This window comes from Sphingomonas sp. A2-49 (assembly GCF_025548555.1).
Classification (GTDB): domain Bacteria; phylum Pseudomonadota; class Alphaproteobacteria; order Sphingomonadales; family Sphingomonadaceae; genus Sphingomonas.
Genome location: NZ_JAJLPA010000026.1, coordinates 1 through 14,592 on the forward strand (window position 1 = coordinate 1; position 14,592 = coordinate 14,592).

Annotated in this window: 14 protein-coding genes; all 14 read right to left on the reverse strand. The window is 69.6% G+C overall.

The features are described from left to right. Nucleotides 1–989: M56 family metallopeptidase (locus tag LPN01_RS16175; RefSeq protein WP_316748697.1), on the reverse strand; the 989-nt coding region annotated here is incomplete at its 3' end. Next, complete coding sequence (locus LPN01_RS16180) at nt 986–1,354, reverse strand: BlaI/MecI/CopY family transcriptional regulator (protein ID WP_262829452.1); 369 nt, start codon at nt 1,352–1,354, stop codon at nt 986–988. The genes LPN01_RS16175 and LPN01_RS16180, both read right to left, overlap by 4 nt. 322 nt (nt 1,355–1,676) lie before the next feature. Further along, nucleotides 1,677–2,003 (reverse strand): Grx4 family monothiol glutaredoxin, encoded by a 327-nt coding sequence (gene grxD, locus LPN01_RS16185; protein WP_262829453.1) that lies wholly within the window; start codon nt 2,001–2,003, stop codon nt 1,677–1,679. Nucleotides 2,004–2,014: 11 nt separating this feature from the next. After that, on the reverse strand, nt 2,015–2,245 hold the full coding sequence (locus LPN01_RS16190) for a BolA family protein (RefSeq protein ID WP_262829454.1): 231 nt from the start codon (nt 2,243–2,245) through the stop codon (nt 2,015–2,017). A 4-nt stretch (nt 2,246–2,249) separates the two neighbouring features. After that, on the reverse strand, nt 2,250–2,573 hold the full coding sequence (locus LPN01_RS16195) for a DUF1476 domain-containing protein (protein ID WP_262829455.1): 324 nt from the start codon (nt 2,571–2,573) through the stop codon (nt 2,250–2,252). 88 nt (nt 2,574–2,661) lie between these two features. Beyond that, complete coding sequence (locus tag LPN01_RS16200; protein WP_262829456.1) at nt 2,662–3,660, reverse strand: NADPH:quinone oxidoreductase family protein; 999 nt, start codon at nt 3,658–3,660, stop codon at nt 2,662–2,664. Then, nucleotides 3,623–4,252, reverse strand: a complete 630-nt coding sequence (leuD, locus tag LPN01_RS16205; RefSeq protein ID WP_262829457.1) for a 3-isopropylmalate dehydratase small subunit — start codon at nt 4,250–4,252, stop codon at nt 3,623–3,625. The genes LPN01_RS16200 and leuD overlap by 38 nt, the downstream gene beginning before the upstream one ends. Nucleotides 4,253–4,355: 103 nt before the next feature. Further along, nucleotides 4,356–5,795: a 3-isopropylmalate dehydratase large subunit gene (leuC, locus tag LPN01_RS16210; protein WP_262829458.1), complete on the reverse strand. Its 1,440-nt coding sequence runs from the start codon at nt 5,793–5,795 to the stop codon at nt 4,356–4,358. Nucleotides 5,796–6,641: 846 nt separating this feature from the next. Continuing rightward, nucleotides 6,642–7,292: a 3-oxoacid CoA-transferase subunit B gene (locus tag LPN01_RS16215; protein WP_262829459.1), complete on the reverse strand. Its 651-nt coding sequence runs from the start codon at nt 7,290–7,292 to the stop codon at nt 6,642–6,644. Next, entirely contained in the window at nt 7,292–7,615 is a 324-nt protein-coding gene (locus LPN01_RS16220; RefSeq protein ID WP_262829460.1) for a DUF5076 domain-containing protein, read from the reverse strand. The genes LPN01_RS16215 and LPN01_RS16220 overlap by 1 nt, the downstream gene beginning before the upstream one ends. Further along, nucleotides 7,612–8,577 carry an HAD family acid phosphatase gene (locus LPN01_RS16225; protein ID WP_410482846.1) on the reverse strand — a complete coding sequence of 322 codons (966 nt, stop codon included), beginning with the start codon at nt 8,575–8,577 and terminating at the stop codon, nt 7,612–7,614. The genes LPN01_RS16220 and LPN01_RS16225 overlap by 4 nt, the downstream gene beginning before the upstream one ends. Continuing rightward, nucleotides 8,574–9,281 carry a CoA transferase subunit A gene (locus LPN01_RS16230; protein ID WP_262829462.1) on the reverse strand — a complete coding sequence of 236 codons (708 nt, stop codon included), beginning with the start codon at nt 9,279–9,281 and terminating at the stop codon, nt 8,574–8,576. Before LPN01_RS16230 ends, LPN01_RS16225 begins: the two co-directional genes overlap by 4 nt. Before the next feature lie 118 nt (nt 9,282–9,399). Further along, complete coding sequence (gene ppdK, locus LPN01_RS16235; protein ID WP_262829463.1) at nt 9,400–12,057, reverse strand: pyruvate, phosphate dikinase; 2,658 nt, start codon at nt 12,055–12,057, stop codon at nt 9,400–9,402. A gap of 101 nt (nt 12,058–12,158) precedes the next feature. Next, nucleotides 12,159–14,453, reverse strand: a complete 2,295-nt coding sequence (glyS, locus tag LPN01_RS16240; RefSeq protein ID WP_262829464.1) for a glycine--tRNA ligase subunit beta — start codon at nt 14,451–14,453, stop codon at nt 12,159–12,161. Nucleotides 14,454–14,592 lie beyond the last annotated feature (139 nt).

Genomic DNA, 14,592 nt, shown 5'->3' on the forward strand with positions numbered 1-14,592 from the left:
GCAGCGCCGATCGTGTCGCCGACGCGGCCGGTCAGCGCCGCGGCGGCGCTGGTGCCCGAGGCGGTGAGGCCCAGCCCCGCAAGGACGAGCGCGGAGACGAGCGCGCCTCCGGCAGCGAGGCGGCGGCGCGAGCGCGGCGAGGTGGACAGCATCCGGATTCTCCCTTTCAGATCGTCGATGGTGTGCAGGTGACAGGCGGCCGATACGGCGCCACCATGCGCCGCCTTGACGATGGCGCAGGCATAGGCGTGGCGGTCGATCGTCGAACGGCCGGCGAGGACGCGGGCGTCGTTGGCCAGTTCCTGGTCGGCGCGGAAGCCGCGGAAGGCGCGCCACGCGACCGGATTGAACCAGTGCAGCGCGAGCACCGCGAGCGCGACCCAATTGGCGATCAGGTCGCCGCGCTGGTGGTGGCCGATCTCGTGCTCGAGCGCGAGTTCGCGTTCGTCGGCGTCGTAGCGGTCGGCGAAATCGAGGGGAAAGGCGACGTAGCGACGCAGCACGCCGAACGCGAGCGGCCCGGTCGCGACGTGGCTGGCGATGACGCGCACCCCCCGCACCTCCTCGACCGCGGCGGCCGAGCCCAGCAGGCGACGACAGAAGCGGGTATGGCTCGCGAGATGCCAGCCGAGGAAGCCGAGCGCGCCGAGCGCCCACAGGCCGCCGACGATCGCCGCGATCGCCGGCCCCGCCCCCGTCGGCGCGGCGCTGGCGGCGTGCGCCGCGGTGCCGCCGTCGACGACCAGGATCGTGATCGTCTCGCTGGCGCGCGAGATCGGCGTCACCGCCGCCTGTCGCCACGCATCGGGAAGCGGCGGCAGCACCAGCCGCAGCACCGGCAGCGCCCACAAGGCATAGCCGAGCTGCGGACCGAAGGTGTTGCGCACCGGCGCGCGGACCAGCAGCACGAGCAGCATCAGGACGGTGGAGGCGATCAGCGCATCGATCAGCCAGCCGGCGAAGGTCGCGTGCGACAGCCCGCCGATCATTGTTTGAGGTCCCTGAGCAGCGCCTCGATCTCGGCGATGTCCTGCGCGGTGAGTTCGTCGCGCTCGGCGAGGTGCGCGACCAGCGGGGTCAGCCGGCCGCCGAACAACCGGTCGATCAGCCGCTTCGATTCGCCCGAGACGTAATCGCCGCGCGCGACCAGCGGCCGGTAGAGATAGCGACGGCCGTCCTCCTGATGCGCGATCGCGGCCTTGGCGAGCAGCCGGCCGAGCAGCGTCTTGACGGTGTTGGCGCTCCAGCCGCGGGCGGGATCGACGCGCTCGGCAACGTCCTGTGCGGTGAGCGGGGCTTCGTCCCACAACACCTCCATCACCGCATGTTCGGCATCGCTGATTCGTTCGGCCATGCGTATGTTCCCTCTTCAACTACACCCGTAATCGCTCCGATTACGGGTGTAGTCAAGAGGGCGCGCCGATGTCCGGGCGCGCCGACGCAACGCGCGGCGAAATCGTCGGAAAACTTTACGATGCCGGGGGGCGTCCGCCCGCCCCTTAACCACCGCGAACCGCAGACATCCGCGATCCTGCCGGCCTGGCACGGCGCCTGCTACCGTCAGGGCAGCCGAGCGTTTCGACGCTTCAGCAGGGTGGGCCCGCCGCTATTCCAGTCTCGCGCAGGCCCACCCGCACCCGGTTACGAACGGATGCAGGCCGCCCCGCGTGCAGCGTTCAACCGGCCGCCGTCTCGCCGCCGAGCAGCGTCGCCAGCTCGCCGCTTTCGTACATTTCCATCATGATGTCCGACCCGCCGACGAATTCGCCGTCGACGTAGAGCTGCGGGATCGTCGGCCAGTCCGAATAGGCCTTGATGCCCTGGCGGATGCCCTGGTCCTGCAACACGTCGACGCTTTCGTACTGGACGTTCAGATGGTCGAGGATCGCGATCGCGCGGCTCGAAAAGCCGCATTGCGGGAACAGCGGGCTGCCCTTCATGAACAATACGACGCGGTTCGTCTTCACGACGCTGTCGATGCGGGCGTTGGTGTCGTCGGTCATGGTCATCGTCCTCAAGCGGCTGCTGTCTTCAACTGCAGCGCGTGCAATTCGCCGCCCATGCGATGCCCGAGCGCCGCATAGACAGCCTGGTGTTGCTTGCGGAGCGGCAGCCCCGCGAAACTGGCCGACACGACGCGTGCGGCATAATGGTCGCCGTCGCCGGCGAGGTCGGTGATCTCCACCTCCGCATCGGGGATGGCGGCGCGGATCAGCGCGGCGATGTCGTCGGCGGCCATCGGCATGCGATCACTCCGCCTGCATCAGCTGGCGCCGCGCCTCGATCGCCTTTTCGGCGAGCGTGCGACGGACCAGGGCGTCATCGGTGTCGACGCCGGCGGCGGCCATGTCGCCGCACAGCTTGCGCACGACATCCTCGTCGCCCGCTTCCTCGAAATCGGCCTGGACGACCGACTTGGCATAGGCGTCGGTTTCCTCCGGGGTCAGGCCCATCCGCTCCGCCGCCCATTGGCCGACCAGCCGGTTGCGCCGCGCCGTGATCCGGAACACCATTTCCTCGGCCCGCGCGAATGCCGCCTCGTGCGCGTGTTCGCGTCCGTCGAACGTCGTCATAGCCGGCTCACCCCATCGCTGCTCGCGATCCACATAGGAGGCGGCCGCCCGGGGTGCAACGTGCAGGCGGCGGTCGCCGGCCCGCCGGTCAGGCGATCTCGACCACCAGCTTGCCGATCGCCGCCCGCGCGGCCATCCGCGCGATGGCGTCGCCGCCCCGCTCCAGCGCGAAGGTCTCGGTCACGCGCGGCGCGATCCGGCCGTCCCGCCACAGGTCGAACAGCGTCGCGACATGCGCCGCATTCGCCTGCGGATTGCGGGCCGCGAACGCCCCCCAGAACACGCCGCAGACGTCGCAGCTCTTGAGCAGCGTCAGGTTGAGCGGCAGTTTGGGGATACCCGCGGGGAAGCCGACGACGAGATACCGCCCCTCCCATGCGATCGACCGCAGCGCGGGTTCGGCATAGTCGCCGCCGACCGGGTCGTAGATCACGTCGAAGCCGCCGCGGCCGCCCGCCGCCTTGAATCGCTCGGCGAGCGCCTTCGACTGGTCCCGGTCGAACGGCGCACGGCCGTAGACCAGCGTCTCGTCGGCGCCCGCGGCGCTGGCCGCCGCGGCCTTCTCCTCGGACGACACTGCGGCGACGACACGTGCGCCGAACGCCTTGCCGAGTTCGATCGCGGCGAGGCCGACGCCGCCCGCCGCACCCAGCACCAGCAGCGCATGGCCCGCCTTCAGGTGGCCGCGATCGAGCAACGCGTGGATCGTGGTGCCATAGGTCAGGATCAGCGCCGCGCCCTCGGCGAAACTGCGCTCTTCGGGCAGGCGGTACAGGCGCTGTGGTTCGGTGACGATCCGGGTCGCGAGCCCGCCATGGCCGATGACGCCCATCACGCGGTCGCCGACCTGCCAGTCGGTCACGCCTTCGCCCACCGCGTCGATGACGCCGGCGATCTCGCCGCCCGGCGCGAACGGGCGCGGCGGCTTGAACTGGTAGCGATCCTCGATGATGAGCACGTCGGGGTAGTTGATCGCGCATGCCTTCACCGCGATGCCCACCTGTCCGGCGGCGGGCGCGGGATCGGGCAGGTCCGTCAGCTCTAGAGTTTCAGGTCCGCCCGACGCCATCGACAGCAATGCCCGCATATCCGCTCCTGTTCGCGATCCAGGGGCGGTGTTCGTCCACCGCGCCTTCGAATTTCGAAATCGCGGTATCCTTTGCCATCGTCAGGCCGATCTCGTCCAGCCCTTCCATCAGGCATTGGCGCCGGAACGGGTCGAGATCGAAGGCGAAGCGGTCCTGATAGGGCGTCGTCACCGTCATCGATTCGAGGTCGACGGTGATCGGCTGGTCCTGCGCGACCTCGACCAGCCGGTCGACCGCCTCCTGCGGCAGGACGACGGGCACGATGCCGTTCTTGAAGGCGTTGCCCGAGAAGATGTCGGAGAAGCTCGGCGCGATCACCGCGGTGACCCCCATGTCGGCGAGCGCCCAGGCGGCGTGTTCGCGGCTCGACCCGCAGCCGAAATTGTCGCCGGCGATCAGGATCGGCGCGCCCGCGTAGCGCGGGTCGTCGAAGACGTTGCCCGGCTGGGCGCGCACCGTCTCGAACGCGCCACGCGCGAGCCCGGTTCGCGTGATCGTCTTCAGCCAGTGCGCCGGGATGATGATGTCGGTGTCGATGTTCTTCGCACCCCAGGGATAGGCGGTGCCGCTGACCGTGGTGACCGGCTGCATCAGCGCTGGGTCTTCGGCGGATGGGCGAGCACGCGGGCGCCCGCGACATAGGCTGCGACGCCGCTCATCATCGCGCCTGCGACGAGCAGGACCAGGACCTTCTTCATGCGGATTCTCCCATCAGGTCGCGCACGTCGGCCAACCGCCCGGTCACCGCCGCCGCCGCCGCCATCGCCGGCGACAGCAGGTGTGTGCGCGCGCCAGGCCCTTGTCGACCCACGAAATTCCGGTTCGACGTGGACGCGCACCGTTCCCCCGCAGGCACCTTGTCGGGGTTCATCGCGAGGCACATCGAACAGCCGGGCTCGCGCCATTCGAACCCCGCCGCCACGAACACACGGTCGAGCCCCTCCGCCTCCGCCTGGCGCTTGACGAGGCCGGAACCCGGCACGACCATCGCGCGGACGCCCTGCGCGACGGTGCGCCCGTTCGCGACCGCGGCCGCGGCGCGCAGATCCTCGATCCGGCTGTTGGTGCAGCTGCCGATGAAGACGTGCTGGACCGCGACGTCCTGCATCGCGGTGCCCGGCGTCAGGCCCATGTAATCGAGGCTGCGGCGCGCCGCCGCGCGCTTGGCGGGATCGGCGAAGCTGTCGGGTTCGGGAACGACGCCGGTGATCGGCACGACGTCCTCGGGGCTGGTCCCCCATGTCAGCGCCGGCGCGATGTCGGTGGCGTCGAGGCGGACCGTCCGGTCGAACCGCGCGCCGGGATCGGTCGCGAGGCTGCGCCACCACGCCGCCGCGATATCCCACGCCGCGCCCTGCGGCACCATCGGGCGGCCCTTCAGATAGGCGAAGGTAGTGTCGTCGGGCGCGACGAGGCCGGCGCGGGCCCCGCCCTCGATCGACATGTTGGCGACCGTCATCCGTCCCTCGATCGACATCGCGCGGATCACCTCGCCGGTATACTCGATGACATGGCCGGTCCCGCCCGCCGCGCCGATCCGGCCCATGATCGCGAGGATCACGTCCTTCGGGCTGACGCCGAACCCCAAGGTGCCGTCCACGCGCACTTCCATCGTCTTCGACTGGCTGAGCAGCAGCGTCTGCGTCGCGAGGACATGCTCGACCTCGCTGGTGCCGATCCCGAAGGCGAGCGCGCCGAGCGCACCGTGCGTCGAGGTGTGGCTGTCGCCGCAGACGAGCGTCGTGCCGGGCAGCGTGAAGCCCAGCTCCGGCCCGACGACATGGACGATCCCCTGCTCCGCTGCGGTCGCGTCGATATAGTCGATGCCGAATTCGGCGGTATTGCGACGCAACGCGTCGAGCTGCTGCGCGCTTTCCGGATCGGCGATCGGCAGCATGCGCCCGGCGGCGTCGACCCGCGGCGTCGTCGGCAGATTGTGGTCCGGCACCGCCAGCGTCAGCTCGGGCCGACGGACGCGGCGGCCGGCGACGCGCAAACCTTCGAACGCCTGCGGGCTGGTCACTTCATGGACGAGATGCCGGTCGATATAGACGAGGCAGGTGCCGTCGCCGCGCCGTTCGACGACGTGCGCGTCCCAGATCTTTTCGTACAGCGTTTGCGGTCGGGTAGCCATGATGGCTGCGCGTTAACCGAAAGATGCGTGCGGGTCGAGGCTGGCTGGCGGATAATTGCTTTGGTGCCGGTTTCCGGGGATCGCGCCGGCCCGCTTTTTGAATGGCCGTACCGGCCGATGGCCAAGGCGAAGCGGCGTTCGAGAGAAAATGCTTTGTTCGCGCGGAGGCGCGGAGGACGCAGAGATGTCGGGTCCGCGGCGCCCTTTGTCTGCATTCGGAGGCCGTCGATGAGGTAGGGCGGCACAACGCCGCATGCGCCTCCGCGCCCTCCGCGGCTCCGCGCGAGCCTTGTTCTGTCTTCGACGCGTCGCGGTGGTGCGAAGGCCTGACCGTCCACTGCCGGACCTGCTTTCAGGGACCGGACCGATCCCCGCTTCCTGCTGTTATCCCGGACGCGATCGGGGATCATCCGTGCGACCAGCGGCCCGCTGGAGGTTGGTGCCGCACCCTTGGGGCGTCGTGGCCCCCGGAACACGTCCGGGGTGACGGCATAGATGCGACCACCGAGCCGATGCCCTTCGAGGTTTGGCACGCGGCTTTCCTGCCGAAGGCTTTGCTGGCGCAGAGGTGGCGTCGGCGCGGCGCCCTTTCTCTCCCGTCGGTAAGAGATAACGCAACGACGCCGCTCACGCCTCCGCGTCCTCCGCGCCTCCGCGCGAACCTCATTCCTTCCTTCGATGCGTCGCGGTGCGAAACCTAGCGATCCAGCCCCGCCCGACACGCGGGGGCGGGAACGGTTTCCGCTTGCTACCGTCGTTTCAGGACGTGGCCCGGGATCCGCCGTCAAACGAGGGCCGGTGTAGCCCCCCGCCGTAGCCGTACGAAACGACCGAGCCTGCCCCGGCCTAGCTTTCGTACGCCGCCGTCGTCTTCGCGGCGACCTCGTCGGCGGTCACGCCGGGGGCAAGTTCGATCAGGCGGAAGGGCGCGTCATGGTCGGGCCGGCGGAAGACGGCGAGGTCGGTGACGATCATGTCGACCACGTTCCTGCCGGTCAGCGGCAACGTGCAGGCGGGGATGAACTTCGGACTGCCGTCCTTGGCGTTATGGTCCATCACCACGATGATCTGCTTGACCCCGGCGACGAGGTCCATCGCACCGCCCATGCCCTTTATCATCTTGCCCGGGATCATCCAGTTGGCGATGTCCCCGCCCTCGCTCACCTCCATCGCGCCGAGCACGGTCAGGTCGATGTGCCCGCCGCGGATCATCGCGAAGCTTTGTTCGCTGCCGAAATAGGCGCTTTGCGGCAGCTCGCTGATCGTCTGCTTGCCCGCATTGATGAGGTCGGCGTCCTCCTCGCCCGCATAGGGGAAGGGGCCGATGCCGAGCATGCCGTTTTCCGACTGGAGCGTCACGGTCATGCCGGCGGGGATGTTGTTGGCGACCAGCGTCGGAATGCCAATGCCGAGGTTGACGTAATAGCCGTCGCGCAATTCCTGCGCGGCGCGGGCCGCCATCTGGTTGCGGTCCCAACCCTTCGCTGCGGTAGCCATCAGTTCAGTCCTCCGGGATGGTTGGCGATCCGGGCGGCGGCAGCCGGATCGATATCGGGGCGCGCGCCATCGAGGCCGCGCCAGATCAGCGCGGCCGCTTCGGCCTCGCCGATGCCCAGTGCGGCGGCATGCGCCCTGGCCGCATGCGCGATCGTGTCGGCGATCAGCACGCCGAACATTTCGGCATCGGCAAGGACGCCCGCGTCGATCACGACGGTCGATCCGGCGCGATCCGTGATCCAGATCTGCGCGACCTCGGCGGACCGATCGTCGAGATGCGGGATCGCGGACAGGGGAATGGCACGCGGCTTGGTCGCCTTCACCGGGCGCCCCCGTCGACCCAGCGCCGGTCGGCGGGAAACACGTCGTCGAAGCCGCCCTTCACGCCGCTGCCGTAGACCGGGTTGGGCAGGACGAACCAGCCGTTGCCCCACAGTGCGGCGATCGCACCGCCGTCGGCGGCACGGCGGCGCTCCGCGGTCGAGGGGATCGCGGCGAACAGGTCGCTAAAGTCGCCGAGCTGGTCGCCCGCCATCGCGACGACGCAATAGCGCGTCGCGATCGCGGTGCGACGATCGTCCTTGCCGCTCGGTCCGTTGCGCAGGAAGAGGTCGACGCCGGGCGTGAAGTCGCCAAGCCCCGCCGCCTTCAACGCGGCGATCGTGCCGGCGAATTCCGCCGCCGAGCGGTTGCTGTTGACGATGACCGCGATATTGGCGGCGCGCAGCGCGGCGAAGGCCTCGACCGCGCCGGGAACGGGAGCGACCGCCTTCGCGCCGGTCCGTTCCCATCGTGCCCATTGCGCCGCATCGAACGGCGCGGCCGGATCGCGCGCCGCCAGTGCCTCGACGCCGAGGTTCAGGATCACCGTTTCGTCCGCGTCGAACACCGCGGCGCGCTGCTTGCCCTCGCACGGCTGCCATTGCGGCGCGGCGAGCGTCGCGCCGGGCGCGAGGACGACGCCGTCCCCCGCCGCCCGGCGATAGGTCGCATAGGCGACGAGCGCGCGGAACGCTTGGCGACTGAGCGCCGCCGCCTCCGCCGAGCCGTAGAGGAACTGGAACTGCGGCGGCACCGCCTGCCCCGCCGCCGTCGCCGTCGCCGTCGCGCGCACCGCCCCGTCGGGGGCCGGCAGCGCGGTGAGGCCGGTGACGCGGACCAGCCGGCCGTCCGCGGTATAGGTCTGTCCCGGCGCCGGCAGCGTCGCCACCCGCGGCGCGCGCGTCGGCCCGCATCCCGCGAGCAGCGCCACGGCCGCCAGCATCGGGACCGCGCGCCGCATCACGCCGCCACGCGCTCGCGCACGGTGCGGAACTCGATCTTCTTGTCATAGGGCGCGCCGACGATCATCCGCTTCACGTAGATGCCCGGCAGGTGGATGTGGTCGGGATCGAGGCTGCCGACCGGCACCACCTCTTCGACCTCGGCGACGCAGACCCGGCCCGCGGTCGCCATCGGCTGGTTGAAGTTGCGCGCCGTCTTGCGGAAGATCAGGTTGCCGCTCTCGTCCGCCTTCCAGCCCTTGATGATCGACAGGTCGGCCCGGATGCCGCGTTCGAGGATATAGTCCTGCCCGTCGAAGGTCTTGACCTCCTTGCCCTCGGCCACCAGCGTGCCGACGCCGGTCTTCGTGTAGAAGCCGGGGATGCCCGCGCCGCCCGCCCGGCACCGTTCGGCGAGCGTGCCCTGCGGACAGAATTCCACCTCCAGCTCGCCCGAAAGATACTGCCGCTCGAATTCCTTGTTCTCGCCGACATAGCTGGAGATCATCTTGCGCACCTGCCGGGTGCGCAGCAGCTTGCCGAGGCCCTCGCCGTCGATGCCCGCATTGTTGCTGGCGATGGTCAGGTCCCGCGTCCCCGCCGTCTGGATCGCATCGATCAGCCGTTCGGGAATGCCGCACAGGCCGAATCCGCCGGCGCAGATCGTCATGCCGTCGTGCAGCAGGCCGTCGAGCGCCGCCGCCGCATCGGGATAGAGCTTGTTCATCGCCCGTCACTCTCCTGTCGTTGCCGCGGCGATAGCGAGCGGATCGCCGCGGCGTCAAGCAACCTGAACCGTCATTCAACTTCACCGCCGGCGCGGGACGCGTCCGGCGACCGATCGCCTATCGCAGCGCCGCCTGCGCCGCCGCGAGGCGCGCGATCGGCACGCGGTACGGGCTCGCCGACACGTAATCGAGCCCCACCCGTTCGCAGAAGGCGATGCTCGCCGGATCGCCGCCGTGCTCGCCGCAGATGCCGAGCTTGATGTCGGGCCGCGTCGCCCGGCCGCGATCGGCCGCCATCTGCACCAGTTCGCCGACGCCTTCGATATCGAGGCTGACGAACGGGTCCTTGGCGTAGATCCCCTGTTCGACATAGGCGCCGAGGAACCGCGCCGCGTCGTCGCGGCTGACGCCCAGCGTCGTCTGGGTCAGGTCGTTGGTGCCGAACGAGAAGAACTCGCCCGTCTCGGCGATCTCGCCGGCCTTCAGGGCGGCGCGCGGCAGCTCGATCATCGTGCCGACCAGATAGTCGATCGTCTGGCCGCGTTCGGCGAACACCGCCTGCGCGGCCCTGTCGACGACCGCCTTCATCAGGTCGAGCTCGCGCTTGGTGGCGACCAGCGGGATCATCACCTCGGGGATCGGTGCGGCGCCCGATTTCCCGGCGACGTCCAGCGCCGCTTCGAAGATCGCGCGCGCCTGCGTCTCGTAGATCTCGGGATAGGTCACGCCGAGGCGACAGCCGCGGTGGCCGAGCATGGGATTGAATTCATGCAGCTCGGCGGCGCGGCGCTTGAGCACGTCGATGTCCACGTCGGCGGCCGCCGCGACCTCGGCGAATTCGTTCTCCTCGTGCGGCAGGAATTCGTGCAGCGGCGGGTCGAGCAGCCGCACCGTTACGGGCAGGCCGGCCATCACCTCGAAGATCGCGGTGAAGTCGCTGCGCTGCGCGGGCAGCAGCTTGGCGAGCGCGGCGCGGCGTCCGGCCTCGTCATGCGCCAGGATCATCTGGCGCACCGCGGTGATGCGGTCGGCGTCGAAGAACATATGTTCGGTGCGGCACAGGCCGACCCCCTCCGCGCCGAAATCGCGCGCGGTCTGGCAGTCGAGCGGGGTTTCCGCATTGGCGCGCACCTTCAGCCGCCGGACGCCGTCCGCCCATTCCATCAGCGTGCCGAAATCGCCCGCCAGTTCGGGCTGGACGGTCGCGACCGCGCCGAACATCACCTCGCCGCTAGCACCGTCGATGGTGATCGTGTCGCCTTCGCGGATCTCGCGACCGGCGACCTTCATCACCTTGTCCTTCGCCGAGATCGACAGCGATCCCGCGCCGGAAACGCAGGGGCGGCCCATGCCGCGCGCCACCACCGCAGCGTGGCTGGTCATGCCGCCGCGCGCGGTCAGGATGCCCTGCGCCGCATGCATGCCGTGGATATCCTCCGGGCTGGTCTCGGTGCGGACGAGGATGACCTTGTCGCCCGCCGCGTTGCGCTTTTCCGCGGTGTCGGCGTCGAACACGACCGTGCCCGATGCCGCGCCGGGGCTGGCCGGCAGGCCCTTGGCGATCACGTCGCGCGGCGCGTCGGGGTCGAGCGTCGGGTGGAGCAGCTGGTCGAGCGCCATCGGGTCGACGCGCAGGATCGCCTCGTCGCGGGTGATGAGCCCTTCGTTCGCCATGTCGACCGCGATCTTCAGCGCGGCCTTGGCGGTGCGCTTGCCCGAGCGGGTCTGGAGCATCCACAATTTGGTCTGTTCGACCGTGAATTCGATGTCCTGCATGTCGCGGTAATGCGTTTCGAGCCGGTCGAAGACTGCCGCCAGCTCGGCATAGACCTCGGGCATCGCCTCTTCCATCGAGGCGGGCCTGGCGCCCGCTTCCTCGCGCGCGGTCCTGGTCAGATATTGCGGGGTGCGGATGCCGGCGACGACGTCCTCCCCTTGTGCGTTGATGAGGAATTCGCCGTAATAGGCGCGGTCGCCCTTGGCGGGATCGCGGGTGAAGGCGACGCCGGTCGCCGACGTATCGCCCATGTTGCCGAACACCATCGCCTGCACGTTGACCGCGGTGCCCCAGTCGGCGGGAATGTCGTTCAGGCGGCGATAGACCTTGGCGCGCTCCGACTGCCACGATCCGAACACCGCGCCGACCGCGCCCCAGAGCTGGTCGTGCACGTCCTGCGGGAAGGGCTTGCCCCATTCCGCCTCGACCAGGCCCTTGTATTCGGCGACCAGCGCCTTGAGGTCCGCCGCGGTCAGTTCGGTATCGAGGGTGAAGCCGTTGTCTTCCTTCGCGATCTCCAGCGCTTCCTCGAACGCGCCATGGTCGAGTTCGAGGACCACGTCGGCGTACATCTGGATGAAGCGGCGATAGCTGTCCCAGGCGAAGCGTTCGTCGCCCGATTTCGCGCTGAGCCCCTCGACCGTGGCGTCGTTGAGGCCGAGGTTGAGGACGGTGTCCATCATCCCCGGCATCGACACGCGCGCGCCCGAGCGGACCGAGACCAGCAGCGGGTTCGCGGCATCGCCGAACGTCTTGCCGGTGATACCCTCGATATGCGCGATCCCCTGCGCCACCTCGTCGCGCAGGCTCTGCGGGAATTGCTCGCCCTCGTCGTAATAGGTCGTGCACATCGCGGTACTGATCGTGAAGCCCGGCGGCACCGGCAGACCGATCGACGCCATCTCGGCCAGGTTCGCGCCCTTGCCGCCGAGCAGGTTCTTGTCGCCCTTTCCGCCGTCCGAAACGCCGCCACCGAAACGGTACACGTATTGGGTCATCGCTGGTCCTTGAGCTTACGTTGAATGCCGGTCCCGGGGAGGATGAGGCGCATAACGAAGGGTCGGAAGGTCACATTGGTCGCATGCAGGAGGGTGTGTCGCTACCCCTCGATCTTCGAGAAATCGGCGACGCCATGCACCGCGGCGCGGACGCGGGCCAGCAACGCGAGGCGCGCGGCCCGCTTGTCGGGGTCGGCATCGTTGACGGTCACGCCGTCGAAGAACGCATCGATCGGCGCGCGCAGCGAGGCGAGCGCCGCCATCGCGCGCTCGAAATCCTCGGCCGCCACGGCGGCGGCGGCGGCGGGTTCGGCCGCATCGAGCGCGGCGATCAGATCGGCCTCCGCCGTGTCGGGCGTGTAGGACAGCGATGTCGCATTCCGCTCCGCGGCGGCGGTCCATGCTTCCTTCTTCAGGATGTTCGCGGCGCGCTTGTAGCCGGCGAGCAGGTTCCTGCCGTCGTCGGTGGTGACGAACGCCTGCAACGCGCGGACGCGGGCGAGCAGGCGGACGAGATCGTCCTCGCCGCCCAGCGCGAACACCGCGTCGATCAAATCGTGGCGGACGCCCGCCTCGCGCTGCTGCACCTTCAGCCGGTCGGCGAAGAAGGCGAGCAGTTGCACGGGCGTGTCGACGATCCGCTCGCGCCCCTGCTGGAGGAAGTGGAAGACCTTTTCGGTTTCGGGCTTGAGCACGATTTCGAAATCGCCGAGCGCTTCCGCGACCAGCGCCATGCGCCGGTCGAACTCGTCGCGCGGCAGCGCCCGGTCGGGTGCGATCTGCGTGACCTTTTCAAGGTAAAGCGCGAAATTGGGGTCCGCCTCCGCCGTCCGGCCGAGCACGCCCTGCACGACGTTGGTGACGGCGACGCCGAAGGGCGCCAGCATGCCGAACCGCAGCTGCGACCGCTCGATCAGCAGGATCACGCCGAGCGCGGCGCGACGCAGCGCGAACGGGTCCTTGGATCCGGTCGGCAGTTCGCCGATCGCGAAGAAGGCGGCGAGCGTGTCGAGCTTGTCGGCGAGGCTGACCGCCACCGTCACCGGCGCCGTCGGCACCGCATCGCCCTGTCCGACCGGCTTGTAGTGATCGCGGATCGCATCGGCGAGCGCGCGCGGTTCGTCCTGTGCGGCGGCGTAATAGCCGCCCATCAGGCCCTGCAATTCGGGGAATTCGCCGACCATGCCGGTGACGAGGTCCGCCTTGGCGAGCCGCGCCGCGCGTTCGGCCATGTCGGCGAGCGACGGTCCCTCTCCCTCAGTCGCGGAGGGAGATGTCACGATCCCCTGCTCGACCAGCCAGCGGGCGAGCCTCGCGACGCGGTCGACCTTGTCCGCGACGGTGCCGAGCTGCTCGTGGAAGACGATCTGTTCGAGCTTCGGCCGCAGGTCCTCGAGCCGGGTCTTCAGGTCCGTCTCGTAGAAGAAGCGCGCGTCGGCGAGGCGCGCGGCGAGCACCTTGCGGTTGCCCTCGACGATCTTGGCGCCGCCGTCGGTCGCCTCGATATTGGCGGTGCAGACGAAGGCATTGGCGAGCGCGCCAGCGGCGTCGCGGCAGACGAAATACTTCTGGTTCACGCGCGCGGTGAGCTGGATCACCTCCGGCGGGACGGTGAGGAAGCCGGCGTCGAACCGGCCGAGCAGCGGCACCGGCCATTCGGTGAGGCCGGCGTTCTCCGCGACGAGCCCCTCGTCCTCGACGAGGGTGAGGCCGGCTTCGGCGGCGAGCGCGGCGGCGCGGTCGCGGATGATCGCGCGGCGTTCGTCCTGATCGACCATGACGTGGCACGCGCGCAGCTTCTCGACGTAATCCGCCGCCGAGCCGATCGTGATCGGACCGGCATGGTGGAAGCGGTGGCCGAGGGTGGCGACGCCCGAGCGGATGCCGGCGACCTCGATCTCGACCGGATCGTCGCCGAACAGCGCGACGATGCCGTGCAGCGGCCGGACCCAGCGCAGCGATTCGGTCGAGGCGGAGGCGCCGCCCCAGCGCATCGACTTGGGCCAGGGGAAGCCGCGCACGATCGCTGGAACCGCCTCCGCCAGCACGGCGGTGGTGGCGCGGCCGGGGCGTTCGGTGACCGCGTACAGCACGCCGTCACGCTCGGTCAGCTGCTCGCGGACGAGGCCGGTCTTGCGGAGGAAGCCCTCGAGCGCCTGCGGCGGCGCGGCGACCTTGGGGCCCTTCACCTCCTCGCGTACCGCCTGCGTCTCGGCGGGCAGCCCGCGCGCGATCAGCGTCAGGCGGCGCGGCGTCGCATAGGTCACCAGCGCCGTGGCGGTCAGCCCGGCCTTTGCCAGTTCACCCGCGAACAGGCGGGCGAGATCGTCGCGCGCCTTGTCCTGCATGCGTGCAGGGATTTCCTCGGAGCGCAGTTCGAGCAGGAAGTCGGTCATCGTGTTGCGCCGGCGAGGAAGAACAATGTGTTTTCACGCGGAGGCGCGGAGACGCGGAGCAGAAGAGAAGTCGTGCAGGACCGCGCAGGGGGCGAGCCGGACGCGCGACGCCGAAGGCGCTTCGTATATTCGGCTGTAA